Annotated in this window: 15 protein-coding genes; 4 read left to right on the top strand and 11 right to left on the bottom strand. The window is 45.6% G+C overall.

Features of this window, described 5'->3' with window-relative positions:
- The first annotated feature begins 96 nt into the window (after nt 1–96).
- On the top strand, nt 97–432 hold the full coding sequence (gene petJ, locus AC6RV6_RS14175; protein WP_500241500.1) for a cytochrome c6 PetJ: 336 nt from the start codon (nt 97–99) through the stop codon (nt 430–432).
- Between the two features lie 67 nt (nt 433–499).
- Here the strand turns inward: petJ and AC6RV6_RS14170 are convergent, their stop codons facing one another.
- From AC6RV6_RS14170 to fabI, 8 genes are all read right to left on the bottom strand, one after another.
- Nucleotides 500–1,072 (bottom strand): type IV pilin-like G/H family protein, encoded by a 573-nt coding sequence (locus AC6RV6_RS14170; protein ID WP_500241499.1) that lies wholly within the window; start codon nt 1,070–1,072, stop codon nt 500–502.
- 79 nt (nt 1,073–1,151) lie between these two features.
- On the bottom strand, nt 1,152–2,255 hold the full coding sequence (cheB, locus tag AC6RV6_RS14165; RefSeq protein WP_500241498.1) for a chemotaxis-specific protein-glutamate methyltransferase CheB: 1,104 nt from the start codon (nt 2,253–2,255) through the stop codon (nt 1,152–1,154).
- A gap of 8 nt (nt 2,256–2,263) precedes the next feature.
- Nucleotides 2,264–4,573 carry a hybrid sensor histidine kinase/response regulator gene (locus AC6RV6_RS14160; RefSeq protein WP_500241524.1) on the bottom strand — a complete coding sequence of 770 codons (2,310 nt, stop codon included), beginning with the start codon at nt 4,571–4,573 and terminating at the stop codon, nt 2,264–2,266.
- Nucleotides 4,574–4,616: 43 nt separating this feature from the next.
- Nucleotides 4,617–5,984: a methyl-accepting chemotaxis protein gene (locus AC6RV6_RS14155; RefSeq protein ID WP_500241497.1), complete on the bottom strand. Its 1,368-nt coding sequence runs from the start codon at nt 5,982–5,984 to the stop codon at nt 4,617–4,619.
- Between the two features lie 47 nt (nt 5,985–6,031).
- A complete protein-coding gene (locus AC6RV6_RS14150; protein ID WP_500241496.1) occupies nt 6,032–7,555 on the bottom strand; it encodes a methyl-accepting chemotaxis protein in 1,524 nt (507 codons plus the stop codon).
- A gap of 346 nt (nt 7,556–7,901) precedes the next feature.
- Nucleotides 7,902–8,126, bottom strand: coding sequence for a hypothetical protein (locus AC6RV6_RS14145; RefSeq protein ID WP_500241495.1), 225 nt, complete (start codon nt 8,124–8,126; stop codon nt 7,902–7,904).
- 17 nt (nt 8,127–8,143) lie between these two features.
- Complete coding sequence (gene hisB, locus AC6RV6_RS14140; protein ID WP_500241494.1) at nt 8,144–8,755, bottom strand: imidazoleglycerol-phosphate dehydratase HisB; 612 nt, start codon at nt 8,753–8,755, stop codon at nt 8,144–8,146.
- Nucleotides 8,756–8,861: 106 nt separating this feature from the next.
- The gene (gene fabI, locus AC6RV6_RS14135; protein WP_500241523.1) at nt 8,862–9,644 is read right to left on the bottom strand and encodes an enoyl-ACP reductase FabI; all 783 of its coding nucleotides are present in this window, start codon (nt 9,642–9,644) and stop codon (nt 8,862–8,864) included.
- Nucleotides 9,645–9,872: 228 nt separating this feature from the next.
- Here fabI and ntcA point away from each other — a divergent pair, with 228 nt between their 5' ends.
- The 3 genes from ntcA to AC6RV6_RS14120 all read left to right on the top strand — a co-directional run bounded on the left by ntcA (nt 9,873) and on the right by AC6RV6_RS14120 (nt 12,440).
- Entirely contained in the window at nt 9,873–10,550 is a 678-nt protein-coding gene (ntcA, locus tag AC6RV6_RS14130; RefSeq protein ID WP_500241493.1) for a global nitrogen regulator NtcA, read from the top strand.
- Nucleotides 10,551–10,626: 76 nt separating this feature from the next.
- Complete coding sequence (locus AC6RV6_RS14125) at nt 10,627–12,045, top strand: DUF3084 domain-containing protein (RefSeq protein WP_500241492.1); 1,419 nt, start codon at nt 10,627–10,629, stop codon at nt 12,043–12,045.
- Nucleotides 12,042–12,440: a pre-16S rRNA-processing nuclease YqgF gene (locus AC6RV6_RS14120; RefSeq protein ID WP_500241491.1), complete on the top strand. Its 399-nt coding sequence runs from the start codon at nt 12,042–12,044 to the stop codon at nt 12,438–12,440. The genes AC6RV6_RS14125 and AC6RV6_RS14120 overlap by 4 nt, the downstream gene beginning before the upstream one ends.
- A gap of 9 nt (nt 12,441–12,449) precedes the next feature.
- Here the strand turns inward: AC6RV6_RS14120 and AC6RV6_RS14115 are convergent, their stop codons facing one another.
- The 3 genes from AC6RV6_RS14115 to AC6RV6_RS14105 form a co-directional block, all read right to left on the bottom strand.
- A complete protein-coding gene (locus tag AC6RV6_RS14115) occupies nt 12,450–12,629 on the bottom strand; it encodes a hypothetical protein (protein ID WP_500241490.1) in 180 nt (59 codons plus the stop codon).
- Nucleotides 12,630–12,844: 215 nt separating this feature from the next.
- The gene (locus tag AC6RV6_RS14110) at nt 12,845–13,921 is read right to left on the bottom strand and encodes a D-alanine--D-alanine ligase family protein (protein ID WP_500241489.1); all 1,077 of its coding nucleotides are present in this window, start codon (nt 13,919–13,921) and stop codon (nt 12,845–12,847) included.
- Nucleotides 13,921–14,208, bottom strand: coding sequence for a hypothetical protein (locus tag AC6RV6_RS14105; protein WP_500241488.1), 288 nt, complete (start codon nt 14,206–14,208; stop codon nt 13,921–13,923). Before AC6RV6_RS14105 ends, AC6RV6_RS14110 begins: the two co-directional genes overlap by 1 nt.
- Nucleotides 14,209–14,273: the final 65 nt, after the last annotated feature.

Raw genomic sequence — 14,273 nt, 5'->3', positions numbered from 1 at the left:
ATCCTGAAGTTTGACAGGCTGTCTTTTGACAAGGCACTTAAGATTTCCAACGATCTTAAGGCAGCTTACTGCATGAAAATAAAGAGGAGACTCACCGTGAAAAAATTTCTATCAACGTTATTGTGTTTAGTTTTGGTCGCAACTGCGTTCTTTGTTGCAAAACCTGCTTTTGCGGGAGATGCCGCTAAGGGAGCCGCGATTTTTAGCGCCAATTGCAATGCTTGCCATTTGGGTGGTAAAAATGTCATTATTCCTACCAAAACCCTGAGTAAGAATGATTTAGAAAAATATGGCAAATATAGCTTGGAAGCAATTAAAACGCAAGTCACCAATGGAAATGGCCCTATGCCTCCGTTTCGAGGTCGCCTGACGGCAGAGCAAATTGAAGATGTGGCAACCTATGTTTTAGCTCAAGCTGACAAAGGCTGGTAATATCAATTCACAATAGGGACGTTTCTCGTAATGTCCCTATTCGATCGTAATTTTATTGTTAGCTTTGTTATCTTAGGTAATGAAATCCACCTTGAGAATTATTTAAGTCGGGGCGATCGCAGGCAATATCGGCTTCATCTTCACCAGGAGCCCAACTTTTCAAATCGTCGTTTGTTGGCTGCATCGAACGATTGGATTCACAAATTGCACTGAGAATAATCATTTCACCTTGGTTTTGCCCGGAAAAACCGATCCCCACCAATCCTAAATACGCACGTAAAGCCGATTCTTTGGGAAGAGCTCCATTCACGATACTTTGTCCGTTATTTTGGGTCGCGATCGCATAACGATAGCGTTTTGTTTCAATTTGAATTCCCATTGCTAAAGCCGGAAGTTCGGTGGCAAAATTTCCTTCTTCAAGATAATAAATTTGTTGACCCCGCACGATCGCACCAATATTCATTCTGGCTTCGGCTTGTTTGGCTTTATTAACTTGTCCGAGCATGGAAGGATAAGAAATAGAAGCTAAAATCCCAATAATAATAACAACAACCAAAACTTCAATTAATGTAAAACCGCGATCGCAATGAGACCTCTTGCGAAAATAAGCTAATAACGTTTTTGAAAATGGAGCGTTCATCTTAATTTTCCTCCCTCTTCCGCCCCTACTTCTATTTTCGTCCAGCCGCAAAAAAAAGCGTACATTTTGCTATAAAAAGTTACAAAAATTCAGGAGTTCTCGGTTTTGAGCGAACGCGATTTAAAATTGCGGGGGCGATCGCTTCCAACTCTAAAACCTGTTTGGCGGCTCCGAGGGCGATCGCTTCTTTAGGCATACCAAAGATAATACAACTGGCTTCATTTTGTGCGATCGTATGACCTCCCGCCGAGGCGATCGCCTGCATTCCTTTTGCTCCATCCCGTCCCATTCCCGTCAGTAACACCCCTAAAACTGCACCGCGATAATATCGAACTGCGGACTCAAACAAAACATCAATTGACGGGCGATGGCTGCCCCGCGATCGTGAAGAATAATGAAATCGTCCCTTCCCGTCCAATTCCAAATGCAATCCTTCGGGAGGAAAATAAATCGTTCCCCCGCGAGGGACTTCCCCCACATTGGCAACCCGTGCGGTTAATTGACAATGACTATTCAACCATTCCAACAAGCCCGGCAAGAAACCCCGTGTAATGTGCTGTACGCAAACGATCGGTACGGGAAACGCAGCAGGAAACGCGGAAAAAATCATTTTTAATGCTTGAGGTCCGCCAGTTGATGCACCGATCGCGATAAGTTTGGTTGGAGAAGCGATCGTAGAAGTAGGAGAGGAGGGAGAGAGAGGAGAAGCGGAAGAAGCGATCGTAGAAGTGGGAGAAGTGGGAGAGAGAGGAGAAGTTTGTTTTGGAGTTTTGCGAAAAACTTTGACTCCGGAAAGGATGCGAATTTTAGTAATGAGGGCTTGTTTGATGGCTTCATAGTCCTCAATTCCAGCCGCAGGAGGTTTGGGAAAAACATCCAATGCACCCGCTTCCAACAACTCAAAAACGTTATGGCGATCGTCATCTCCCACGGAAGCACTCACCGCTAAAATAGGACGAGGATCTGTCGCCAATATCTCCTTAGTTAACTCCAAACCATTCATCTTGGGCATATGTAAATCCGTACAGATGACATCCGGTTGAGTTTGGGTAATTAGAGGTAATGCTTCTATCCCCGTCGTTGCCGTCCCTACTACCTCGATATCGTTAGAAGTGTTGAGAATGCGTTTGAGAATGGCGAGGGCAATGGGAGAATCTTCAACAATGAGGACTTTGATTTTCAACGGTTTTCTTAAACCAATCTTTTTAAAGTATTGAGGAGGACTTCGCGATCGAAGGCTCCTTTTGTAATATACGCATTGGCTCCCGCTTCAACCCCTCTTCTTTTGTCTTCATCGGAAGCCAGAGAGGTGACTAAAATAATGGGCAATTCATTATATTCAGGATTTTGACGGATGCGGGCAGCCAATTGCAAACCGTCGAGATTGGGCATTTGCACGTCGGAGATGACAGCATCAAAACGACCGTTTCGTAATTTATTAAATCCATCCAGCCCATCGACGGCGGTAGTCACATCATATCCTGCCGCCTCGAGAATGCGCTTTTCTTGGGTGCGAATGGTGATAGAATCTTCCGCAAGGAGGATAGCGGGCTTTTTTTGTACAGTGGCGATCGCCGTTTGAGAAGTCGCGCGAGAAAGGCGACCTTGTTGAACCGATCGCAATAAATCCGAGGGATTGAGGATTGTACACACGTCTCCTGTTCCCAAAATTGTCGCCCCAGAAACATTTCGCACTCGTTTTAAAAGTTGGCTTTGGGGTTTGAGGACAACTTCTTGAGTATCTAAAAGTTCGTTAACTAAAAGTCCCAAGCGCTCTTCTCCCATTTCCAGCAAAATACAGGGCATTCCTGCGGAATTGTCGAGGGAAGACGAGTCTCCTGCCAATTCGAGTAAGGCGGCTAGATGGACGACGGAAACCGCCTGCCCCTCTAAAGCAATGGTTTCTCGTCCTTCGAGGGTAAAAATGTCTTGGGAGGCAACAAAAAAGGTGGTTTGTACGGCTTCAAGGGGAATGGCATGAACGATCCCGCAAACTTTCACTAAGAGGACGCTAGCCGTGGCTAAAGTCGTCCCCAAGAGCAGACGGAAGCGAGTCCCCTGTCCGGGGGTGGATTCTACTTCAATCCTGCCTTTCAGTTGCTCGATATTGGTTCGGACGATATCCAAACCTACGCCGCGTCCCGATACTTCTGTCACGTCGGTGCGGGTGGAAAATCCGGGAAGAAAAATGAGATTGTAGAGTTGCGATCGCGTCCAGTTGGCTAATTCTTCTTCGCGATAAAGTCCTCGGGCGATGGCGGTGCGCTTAATTTTTTCAGCATCGAGTCCCCGCCCGTCGTCAGCAATTTCGATCGCGATCTGGCTGGCAGTTTGAGCGCTTTTCAGCCAGAGAGTTGCTGTCGGAGATTTTCCTATTTTTTCCCGTTCTGTAGGGGATTCAATGCCGTGATCGATCGCATTGCGAAGGAGATGAATGAGCGGATCTTTCATCTCTTCGAGAATGCGTTTATCGGCGTGGGTTTCTCCACCTTCAACAATCAAATCGATCGCTTTTCCTTGCGATCGCGCTAAATCTCGCACCATGCGAGGAAAGAAATTAAAAAGATTAGAGAGAGGCAATAAGCGCAAAGTACGAACGCGATCTTCTAAGTTAGTCGCAATGAGGTCGAGGCGAGATGAATGCTCTCGGGTGGCAGAAGTGAGGTGGTGGAGGCGCGTTTCAATCTGTTCTGTGAGATTTTGGGCTTTGTCATCGGTTTTGATGTAAGAGCGAGGGGCAGTTTTTGCGATCGCCAAATCTTGCTTGGATGCGAGAGAGGCTTGTTTTTGCCATTCTTCCCAAAGCGATCGCAATGCCTCGATCTCGTTGGCAATACAAGCAATTCTGATGCGCGTAACGCTAAGCTCTCCAGTTTGCGTCACGAGGTCATCAAGATGACGAGTCGCCACGCGAATAGTATCAATACGGTAAGGAGTATGAGATGTCACATTTTCAGCAGCATGGGGCAGAAAAGATGATTCTGCCTTCTCTTCTTCGCCAGTTTCCTCAGCTTCTTCCGTTTCCCTAACTGGTGACTGGTGACTGGTGACTGGTGACTGGTGTAGGGACGTTGCATGCAACGTCCCTACTGGTGACTGGTGACTGGTGACTGGTGACTGTTCTTCTGCTCCCATCAGCATTGCTAAGACTTGAAGTGTTTTAATGCCACTGGGATTGCCTGTAACAGCTTCGCGGACGAGATTGGCGATCGCATCTAACCCCTGATAAAGGCGATCGCAGAGTGCGGGAGTGAGATGCTGTTGTCCCTGTTGAATTTGTCCGAGGAGATGTTCGATTTGATGAATCAGGCTTTCTACATCCTTCACCCCGAGCATTCGCGAATCTCCTTTGAGGCTGTGTGCCTCTCGCAGCAATTCTTCTAAAGGAGCGATATCCTCGGGGTGTTGTTCGAGGAGAAGCAAACCCGCCTCGAGTTTTTGCAAATGTTCCTCGCTGGCAGTTTTATATAAATTTCGCAGTTCGTCGTCTTCAATAAACATCATTGGTTATTGGTTATTTGTTGTTGGTTGTTGGTTATGCCAATCAAATCATTTCTTTTAAAAATTGCGTCGCTTCGTTGAGTTTCTGAGTTCCCAATTTCGTTTGACCGATCCCGCTCGCACTTTCTCGAGCACCCTGATTAATTGCATTCATAGCATGTACTACTTGCTGAATGGCGGCAGCTTGTTGTTTGATATTGAGGGAAATTTGTTGATTGTTTAAAACCACATTATTTACGGCATTGGCAACACCGGAAAAAGTATCCGCCGTTTCTCGAGCGATTTTGACATTACTATCAACTGTTTTCGTCCCTTCATCCGTCACCATCACTGTTGAATTAATGGCGTGTTGAATATCGCTGACTAAATCGTTAATTTTTTGGGCTGATTGTTTGCTGCGATCGGCAAGTTTACGAATTTCCGTGGCAACCACAGAAAAGCCTTTACCGTGTTCTCCTGCTCGCACGGCTTCTACGGCAGCATTCAGGGCCAGCATATTCGTTTGATTGGCCAGATCCGAAACCAGTTGGGAGATACTGCCGATTTCTGTCGTTTGTTCGCTCAAAAGTAAGATTTGTTCGGCGATCGCCCCGACTTTATTCTTTAATGCGTTCATTCCTTCTAAAGATTGTCCCACCGCACGAGTGCCACCATCGGCTAAACTAAGGACTTGTTGGGCAGTATTGGCGGCAGCTTCGGCTTGTTCGGCAGACTGACGGGAAGAAGCCCCCAGTTCGTCCATTGTAGTCGTCGTTTGATTGACTGAGGCGGCTTGTTGGCTGGCGGTGCGCTCTTGTTCGTCAATCGTCGCTGCAATTTGACTAGAGGAGGAAGCAAGAATGCGAACGCTATAGTGTAATTTGAGAACGATTTTACGAATCGTTAGTCCAATTAAGATTAAGAAGACGCAGTTCGCTATAAAAACAAAAATGGCCACACTTTTAGAAAAGTTTATATTGTTCTGGGTTAATAGTTCTGCTGAAAAAACTGCACCATTGGCCAAGTCCCAAAATCTCTCGCTCTCTTCAAGTACGAGATCGGGTTGGATTAACTGTTCTCGAAAGCGTTGGATTTGTGCGGATAGTTTCTTCCACTCCTGTTCCATTACCATCATTTTAGCCTGAAAATCCGGATTGTTAGGAGGTGGAAGTTTTAATGTTTTTGAGCCGTTAACCAAGCCGAAAAGAATTTGTTCGACTTCGCTAATTTGTTGGTCTGCACTTGATTGAACCAATTCTAGTTTAACAATTCTTTGGCTTTTTCCTCGGACAATACCAACAAAATTAATAATTCTCCCATCGGCTGTCGTTCGATCGATCGCGCTATAAATTGCTGCCAGATTAAAAAGAGCAAAAAGACACAGAAAAACAATGAGTAGATAGAGTTGATGAATAATTCGCATTTTTTTCATGGTTTTCTAATCACGGCTAACTCCTTAACGATAATTTAGGACTCTAATCAAATCATTTCTTTTAAAAATTGTGTAGCTTCGTTGAGTTTCTGAGTTCCCAATTTCGTTTGACCGATCCCGCTCGCACTTTCTCGAGCACCCTGATTAATTGCATTCATAGCATGTACTACTTGCTGAATGGCGGCAGCTTGTTGTTTGATATTGAGGGAAATTTGTTGATTGTTTAAAACCACATTATTTACGGCATTGGCAACACCGGAAAAAGTATCCGCCGTTTCTCGAGCGATTTTGACATTACTATCAACTGTTTTCGTCCCTTCATCCGTCACCATCACTGTTGAATTAATGGCGTGTTGAATATCGCTGACTAAATCGTTAATTTTTTGGGCTGATTGTTTGCTGCGATCGGCAAGTTTACGAATTTCCGTGGCAACCACAGAAAAGCCTTTACCGTGTTCTCCTGCTCGCACGGCTTCTACGGCAGCATTCAGGGCCAGCATATTCGTTTGATTGGCCAGATCCGAAACCAGTTGGGAGATACTGCCGATTTCTGTCGTTTGTTCGCTCAAAAGTAAGATTTGTTCGGCGATCGCTCCCACTTTGTTTTTTAATGCGTTCATTCCTTCTAAAGATTGTCCTACCGCACGAGTGCCGCCATCGGCTAAACTAAGGGCTTGTTGGGCAGCATTGGCAGCGGCTTCGGCTTGTTCGGCAGACTGACGGGAAGAAGCCCCCAGTTCGTCCATTGTGGTCGTTGTTTGATTGACTGAGGCAGCTTGTTGGCTGGCGGTGCGCTCTTGCTCGTCAATTGTCGCCGCAATTTGACTGGAAGATAGAACTAAAGTGCTAATGGTGTGGTTCATATTGTGCGTCGCTTTGTTAATAATCCAACATCCTAATATAAAAGTGAGGATGATAGAAAGCGATACCGAGATTAAAACCAGAAGACCCAAATTATTCAATGCCACTTTTTCGTGATTTTGGGTTTGCCGCACAATCTCAATCTCTCGATCTCTAAATATCTCGAATAAAGTAACCAGTTCTTCAGCTTGTTTTCTACCTCGGTTGGTTTGCCACTGTAAAATCGCTTGTTCGGTTTGTCCGCGATCGACGAGATCGACAAGATCTTCGTTTGTTGCTTGCAAGCGATCGATCGCTTGTATAATTTTTGCAAAAGTTTCTTTTTGCTGTTCGTCTTCTATGAGATTATTCAATTCAAGGGATAAGTTCTCGGAGGCTTGTTTCGCTTCTCGATAAGATTGCAAGGATACCGAACTTTTTTGCAATAAATATCCGCGTGTTGCTCGAGATAGGGTTTGGGTGTAAGAGGCCAGATCGCCAATTTTTATATTTACATCTATTTTTTCGATAAAATCTTTTGATTTGCGATCGAGAATCTGAACATTCCATAAAACCGCAACCCCCGATACGATCGACAGGATAATGGGAATGGAATAGCCGAAAATAATCCAGTGTCGGAGTTTGAAACTGATTTGTTGTTGAAATTTTAGTTCGTTATTGGGATTAAAGGAAACAATATTCTCTGGTGCGATTTTTTTGGGTGCGTTCATTCTTGTCTTGATTTCTCCTCGTGCGATCGCATTGGCAAAGTTTTTTCAGCGTACTCCATTTTATTCGCTGTTTCTGGAAAGGGCATCCTCAAAAATTAAATTTATTCAAAATTTTTACTGGGTTTATAAAAATAAGTTAGTAAATTTGTTTTTGTGTTATGCGATCGTTATTTTCTCGGCATAATTTTCACTTCAACAGATTCGAGAATATTCATCAGTATAATTACTAAGATATGACGACTAAAATATTAATCTTTACATTGGGATAATAATGAATAACATTAAAAGAAGATATCTTGGCTTCTATTGCCTCATTAACTGCCACTTCGCTAATATAAAATTGCTCTCATACCGCTTCACTTCTAATTGAAGCGCGATCGCGGATAATATTTGGAAATTGTTGCGAAATACTCGCTAAAATCAATTCATGCGATCGCGTTAATCCCCGTTTCAAAAGGGTATATTTTTGCGCCTGCGTCATCTGTCGCCAGAGTTCAAACTGAACCAACTCTGCTTCGATTTGAGTATCAATCGCTTGAGCTTTATAGCCTTGGGAAATCATAATAGTCATCCCTATTCCCCATTATTCTACAAGACTCCTTTGGAACTGGGAATTTGCATCGCCCGACGGGGATCGATCGCAATAGCCATTCGCATTCCCCGGGCAAAGGCCTTAAAGGTAGCTTCGATAATATGATGGGAATTAATTCCGTCTAATTGGCGAATGTGTAACGTCATTTGGGAATGATTGACTACGGCTACAAAAAATTCCCGCACTAACTGCGTATCGTAAGTTCCTACACGCTGGGTGGGAATTTCTAAGCCATAACTCAAATGAGGTCGCCCGGAAAAATCGAGAGTGACTTGTACCAATGCCTCATCGAGAGGGGCGAGAAAATGCCCAAAACGGTGAATTCCCTTGCGATCGCCCAATGCCTGCGCTAAAGCCATCCCTAAAGTAATTCCCACATCCTCGTTAGTATGATGGTCGTCAATTTCAATATCTCCCGTCGCTTCCACCTCCAGATCCAGCAATCCGTGGGAAGAAATTTGCTGGATCATGTGGTCGAGAAAGGGAATACCCGTTTTTGCCGTACATTTCCCCGTCCCATCCAAATTTAAACTCACCCGCACATCCGTTTCCTTCGTTGTCCGATGTACCGATGCAATACGCTCTTTTTGTTCTTCCCAGTTCCCCATAACCAATTCCCCATCACAACAGGTTAGAATTTCGCAATTGCAACTTGTAAGCGGCTCTAATTTTTAAAGTTAGAAGCCCATCTCGAAAGCGAATTGCGATTTGTTATCACATTCCCATGATTTCATAGCCAGAATCAACATAAAGCACTTGCCCGGTCATTCCACTGGCGAGATCGCTGCATAGAAATGTTGCTGTATTGCCCACTTCCTGCTGCGTGACCGTCCGTCGTAGGGGTGCTATTTCTTCCACATGGCGAATCATATCGAGAATTCCTCCCACGGCCGAAGAAGCCAGAGTGCGGATCGGTCCGGCGGAAATGGCATTGACGCGAATATTATGCGGCCCCAACTCGGCTGCTAAATAGCGCACGCTCATCTCTAAAGCGGCTTTGGCGACTCCCATAACATTGTAGTTAGGAATGACCTTGACTCCCCCCAAATAGGTCAGGGTGACGATCGCGCCACCATTCTCTACCATTAACGGTTTAGCGCCTTTCGCCAGCGCATTCAAGGAGTAGCTGCTAATTTCTAGTGCCGTGGAAAATCCCCCTCTGGATGTGGCGCTAAATTCTCCCGTCAAGTCTTCTTTATTCGCAAAGGCCAAACAGTGGATTAAAATATCGAGATTTCCCCACTTTTCGGCAACGGTCTGAAAAACCGACTCGATCTGTTCGTCATCTTGGACATTGCAGGGGACAAACACTGTCGGGTTGAGGGGTGCAACCAAATCTCTAACTTTTTTTTCAAAGCGTCCTTTTTCATCTGGCAAGAAAGTCACGCCCAATTCGGCTCCGGCTGCGTGCAGTTGTTGGGCAATGCCCCAAGCGATAGAGCGATTGTTGGCAATCCCTGTAACCAGTGCTTTTTTTCCCGTTAAATCTAATAACATTGCGATCGCTAAAATTTCTCTCAAATCAATTGACCCAATATTCCAGAGTACAGGGAAGGGGGAACAGTTACCAGTCACCAGTCACCAGTCACCAGTCACCAGTCACCAGTCCCTCGGGAAAATTTACTTATTCCTGATTACCAGCGATCGACACAGATAGGTTAAAGTTATCGATAATCCGAAATCCAAGCTACTTTCAGCAAGAACTTTTTATCTCGAACGTTTGCAATGGAATTTTCCCCAACTCAAACTCAATCTCTAGCATCCGTATTCCGTCAAGTGGGAGGTGGTTCGTTTCCGCCGATTGTGGAAAGCTGCGAGCGAGGTAAAACCATCTTTTTTCCTGGAGACCCCGCCGAGCGCGTTTATTTTCTGCTTAAAGGGGCGGTTAAATTGTCCCGAGTCTATGAAGCAGGAGAGGAAATTACGGTGGCACTCCTACGGGAAAATAGCGTTTTTGGCGTACTTTCCCTGATTGTAGGACAGCGATCCGATCGCTTCTATCATGCCGTTGCTTTTACCCCCGTTGAGTTATTATCCGCTCCCATCGAACAGGTAAAAAAAGCCCTCACTGCTAATCCAGAGTTAGCAATGCTGATGTTACAGGGACTCTCCTCACGGATTTTGCAAACGGAAATGATGATCGAAACTTTGGCACACCGAGATATGGGATCGAGATTGGTCAGTTTTTTATTGATTCTCTGTCGTGATTTTGGCGTACCCACCACCGATGGCATTCGGGTCGATCTTAAATTGTCCCATCAAGCGATCGCAGAGGCGATCGGCTCGACTCGGGTCACGGTGACGCGACTGCTGGGGGATTTACGCCAAGAAGAAATGATTTCCATCCACAAGAAAAAGATTACCGTTCACAACCCCGTCGCCCTCAGCCAGCAGTTTACCTAATTAGTTATTGGTTATTAGTTATTGGTTGTTAGTTAAAGACAATGAACGACAATAACAAACAACAAACAACAAAATTATGACCAGTGCTTACGTCCTTATCTTAGCTGTATTGGTTTTAGGCGGCTTGCTTGCCGTCTTGGGCGATCGCATTGGTTCAAAGGTGGGTAAAGCTCGTTTGCGTTTGTTTGGGCTGCGTCCTCGAAAAACAGCAGTTGTGATGACAATTTTGACGGGGACGACGATCGCGGCTTCAACTCTCGGCATTCTTTTTACGTTAAGCGAGTCTTTAAGAGAAGGGGTTTTTCGTTTAGATGAGATTTATGGCAAGCTCAATCAAGCACGGGAAGAATTAACGCAAGCATTGGACGAACGAGAGCGGGTTTCTCAGACTTTAGAGGAAGTGAGCGAAGATAGAGAGCGAGTCGAAAGAGGTTTGAAAGATGTCCGCCAACGCTATCAGGAAACGACGAAACAGGCACAAAAATTAGGGGGTGAGGTCAAACAGCTACGAGAACAACGGGAGCGGTTAGTGGCGCAAATTCCCAAGCTACAAGAACAAGTCCGACAGCGCGATCGCACGATTCGCGATCGCGATGGGAAAATTGCCGAACAAGACCGTATTCTACGCGATCGCACCAGTCGTCTCGCCAGTCTGGAAGACCAACGCAATCTCTTGCAAGCGGAAATTGGCAAGCGAGATAGTAAAATTCAATCCCTCGATACGACCATTGCTAATCGAGATCTCGCCCTCCAAGATCAAGAAGAAACCTTGGGACGCTTGGATCGTCAGCTTTCTTTCCTACAAGAAGAAGTTTCCGATCTCGAACGCGATCGCCGGAATTTACGCCAAGGGAATGTGGCTTTAGTAAAAGGGGAAGTATTGAGTTCTGCGGTGTTTCGCGTGATCGATCCCGCAGGGGCTCCGGGTGCCGTGAATCTCCTGTTACAAAATGCCAATCGTCGCGCCCTCGAAGCCACTCGACCTCAAGTTGATAATATTAACGAGCGGATAGTTTTTATTACTCAGGCACAAGTCGAACAGCTTTTAGCGCGAATTCAGGATGGTCAAGAATATGTTGTTCGCATTCTCTCCGCAGAAAATTATGTAGAACAGGAAGAACAACGGGTTCGGGTTTTTGCAGATGTTGCCTTTAACGAACGAATCTTTACTGAAGGGGAAACGATTGCGACGGTATCTGTGGAACTGAAAACCAACACGCGAGATGGAATCAAGGAACACTTAAATTTACTCCTGTCAGCTACGCAAATTCGCGCTCGTCAGGTGGGGATTTTGGGGTCAATTCAAATTGAGGAGGGAAGAATTGCCACTTTTACAGAGTTTATCGATATCCTGAGTCAATCTCCACAGCCGATCGAGCAAATTCAGGCGATCGCGATCGAAGAGACTTATACTGCTGGACCGCTCAAAATGAGGTTGATTGCCTTAAGTGATGATAAGGTGATTTTTACTACTGCTTCTGAGTCTGCTTCATGATTTTAGGATTCGATCCCGGACGAGATAAATGCGGCATTGCTGTGATGGATGCAACGGGCCAAATTTACGCCCATCGCGTGGTTGAATCTTGTGATGCGATCGCTGTCGTTCGCGAATTCACTCGACAATATTCCCTACAACAAATTGTCATGGGAAATCTCACGACTGCCCGAGGGTGGTACAAGCAATTAAAGGCGGAATTGGGTGCAGATTTCCCGATTGAGATGGTAGACGAACGCAATAGTTCTTTGGAGGCTCGCGATCGCTATTGGCAAATGTATCCTCCTCAAGGCTTGGCTCGCTTGCTCCCTCAAGGGATGCGCCTGCCTCCTCGTCCTGTCGATGATATTGTCGCAATTCTGCTGATCGAGCGACACCTAGCACAAAAGGGATAAAATAGGATATTATTTAACTGTTCTTAATAAACCATGACGAACGCCGTAAAAAACTCGTTCGATTAAGGTGCGATCCGTGTCGTCTAAGTCTTCTCGTCGCAGGAGAGCCGACATATTTTCGCGATCGATTTGAGAAATGGTTCGCGAGGAAAGAATTTGGGCGGTGAGTTCTCTAATACTGGTATTCATGGCGCGTTTAGGAAAAAAGGTTATTTAAAATTGTTTTATTCGTTACCTCCAATATCCTGCTTTCTCGTCGTTTTTACTGTGATCCCCTATTTTTTCTCCTGTGATTATCACTTGAGGATTATAGCGATCGCTGAGGTAGCGATCGCGTGATTTTTATCACTGAATTTGTGTTGCAAACGGGCTAAGAAATAGAGAAGAACTTAATAATTCTACCTTTATCCTTCATCTTGCCTCGAGTTTTCGCGCTCTCGGGCAAATTGGATCAATTGATGAACGAGTTCGGCAAAGGGAATTCCGGTGGCATCCCAGAGGCGAGGGTACATACTGGTAGCGGTAAAACCGGGTAGGGTGTTAATCTCGTTGATGAAAATATCTCCAGTGGATTCCACATAGAAAAAGTCTACTCGCGATAGTCCTGCGCCATCTACTGCAGCAAAGGCTTGAATGGCCATTTCCCGAATGCGATCGCTGACTTCTTTGGGAAGCGGGGCGGGAATTTTCAACCCGGCCAGTCCTTCTGTATATTTGGTTTCGTAGTCGTAAAAATCGCTCTCGTAGGTGATTTCGCCAACAATAGAGGCTTTGGGGTCGTCATTGCCCAAAACCGCGCATTCTACTTCACGAATATCGGCAATACCCGCCTCGATAATCACGCGGCGATCGTAGCTGGCGGCACTGTCTAAGGCCGCTTCGAGTTCGCTGCGGGTTCTCACTTTAGCGATACCTACGGAAGATCCCAAATTAGCCGGTTTGACAAAGCAAGGATAACCGATCGCAGCTTCAATCTCGTCGCAGAGTTTGGGAAAGACGCAAGGATTCGACCAAATTTGCGATCGCGTCACCCCCATGTAATTCACTTGGGATAAGCCCGCACTCGCAAAAGCGATCTTCATCATGAGCTTATCCATACCCACAGAGGAGGCTAGCACGCCACTCCCAACCCAAGGAACCTGCATGAGGGTCAATAAACCTTGAATGGTGCCATCTTCGCCATTGGGACCGTGAAGGATGGGAAACCAAACATCGATTTGTGCGGCTTCGGGGGGGAATTGCCAAAGTTGGGCAGGATCGGGGGAGTCTACAGGAAGAGGTTGTCCGGAGTCGAGGACGGATTGAGAAATGGCGATGCTTTGCCACACGCCGTCTTTTTGGATGTAGAAAGGGTGGAGATCGTAGCGACTTTGATTTTCTGGGCTATTCAGTGCAGCGGCGATCGCGATCGCCGAGCTAATTGAAACTTCGTGTTCTCCAGACCGTCCGCCAAATAAAAGCCCAACTCGCAGTTTTGTCATTATCCTGTCATCTCAACGATTTGATGAACAATGATAATAGATAATTGGCGGTTAATGTGCAATAGATGCGGGCGATCGCGCCGTTGCTTTCTCATGCGATCGCATTTTCTCCCCAAAATTATTCTGAAAAAGAAATGCGATCGCTTTTTTAATAAACAATCATTAATCAACAATGCGATCGCCCTTGAAAAGAAAGGGAGCAAGCGTTGCACCCCTACAGTAGAATGATAAAATTGGTAGGTTTTGTAGAGATAGAAAATCGATGTTGGGGTAGGGGCGTATTGCATACGCCCGCTCCTAGAATACTAGAATATTATGCCCCTTCATGTAAACTCATTAATAGCGCTTCGTT

Source organism: Spirulina sp. LEGE 11439, from assembly GCF_059821285.1.
Note: the sequence above shows the minus strand (reverse complement) of the source record. Positions and strands in the feature narration are given on the sequence as shown.

Bases quoted from the DNA above. Each gene is read 5' to 3' on its own strand.
- AC6RV6_RS14170 (WP_500241499.1), bottom strand. From the start codon at position 1,072: ATGAACGCTCCATTTTCAAAAACGTTATTAGCTTATTTTCGCAAGAGG.
- AC6RV6_RS14160 (WP_500241524.1), bottom strand. From the start codon at position 4,573: ATGTTTATTGAAGACGACGAACTGCGAAATTTATATAAAACTGCCAGC.
- AC6RV6_RS14155 (WP_500241497.1), bottom strand. From the start codon at position 5,984: ATGAAAAAAATGCGAATTATTCATCAACTCTATCTACTCATTGTTTTT.
- AC6RV6_RS14150 (WP_500241496.1), bottom strand. From the start codon at position 7,555: ATGAACGCACCCAAAAAAATCGCACCAGAGAATATTGTTTCCTTTAAT.
- AC6RV6_RS14145 (WP_500241495.1), bottom strand. From the start codon at position 8,126: ATGACTATTATGATTTCCCAAGGCTATAAAGCTCAAGCGATTGATACT.
- hisB (WP_500241494.1), bottom strand. From the start codon at position 8,755: ATGGGGAACTGGGAAGAACAAAAAGAGCGTATTGCATCGGTACATCGG.
- fabI (WP_500241523.1), bottom strand. From the start codon at position 9,644: ATGTTATTAGATTTAACGGGAAAAAAAGCACTGGTTACAGGGATTGCC.
- ntcA (WP_500241493.1), top strand. From the start codon at position 9,873: ATGGAATTTTCCCCAACTCAAACTCAATCTCTAGCATCCGTATTCCGT.
- AC6RV6_RS14125 (WP_500241492.1), top strand. From the start codon at position 10,627: ATGACCAGTGCTTACGTCCTTATCTTAGCTGTATTGGTTTTAGGCGGC.
- AC6RV6_RS14120 (WP_500241491.1), top strand. From the start codon at position 12,042: ATGATTTTAGGATTCGATCCCGGACGAGATAAATGCGGCATTGCTGTG.
- AC6RV6_RS14115 (WP_500241490.1), bottom strand. From the start codon at position 12,629: ATGAATACCAGTATTAGAGAACTCACCGCCCAAATTCTTTCCTCGCGA.
- AC6RV6_RS14110 (WP_500241489.1), bottom strand. From the start codon at position 13,921: ATGACAAAACTGCGAGTTGGGCTTTTATTTGGCGGACGGTCTGGAGAA.
- AC6RV6_RS14105 (WP_500241488.1), bottom strand. From the start codon at position 14,208: ATGCAATACGCCCCTACCCCAACATCGATTTTCTATCTCTACAAAACC.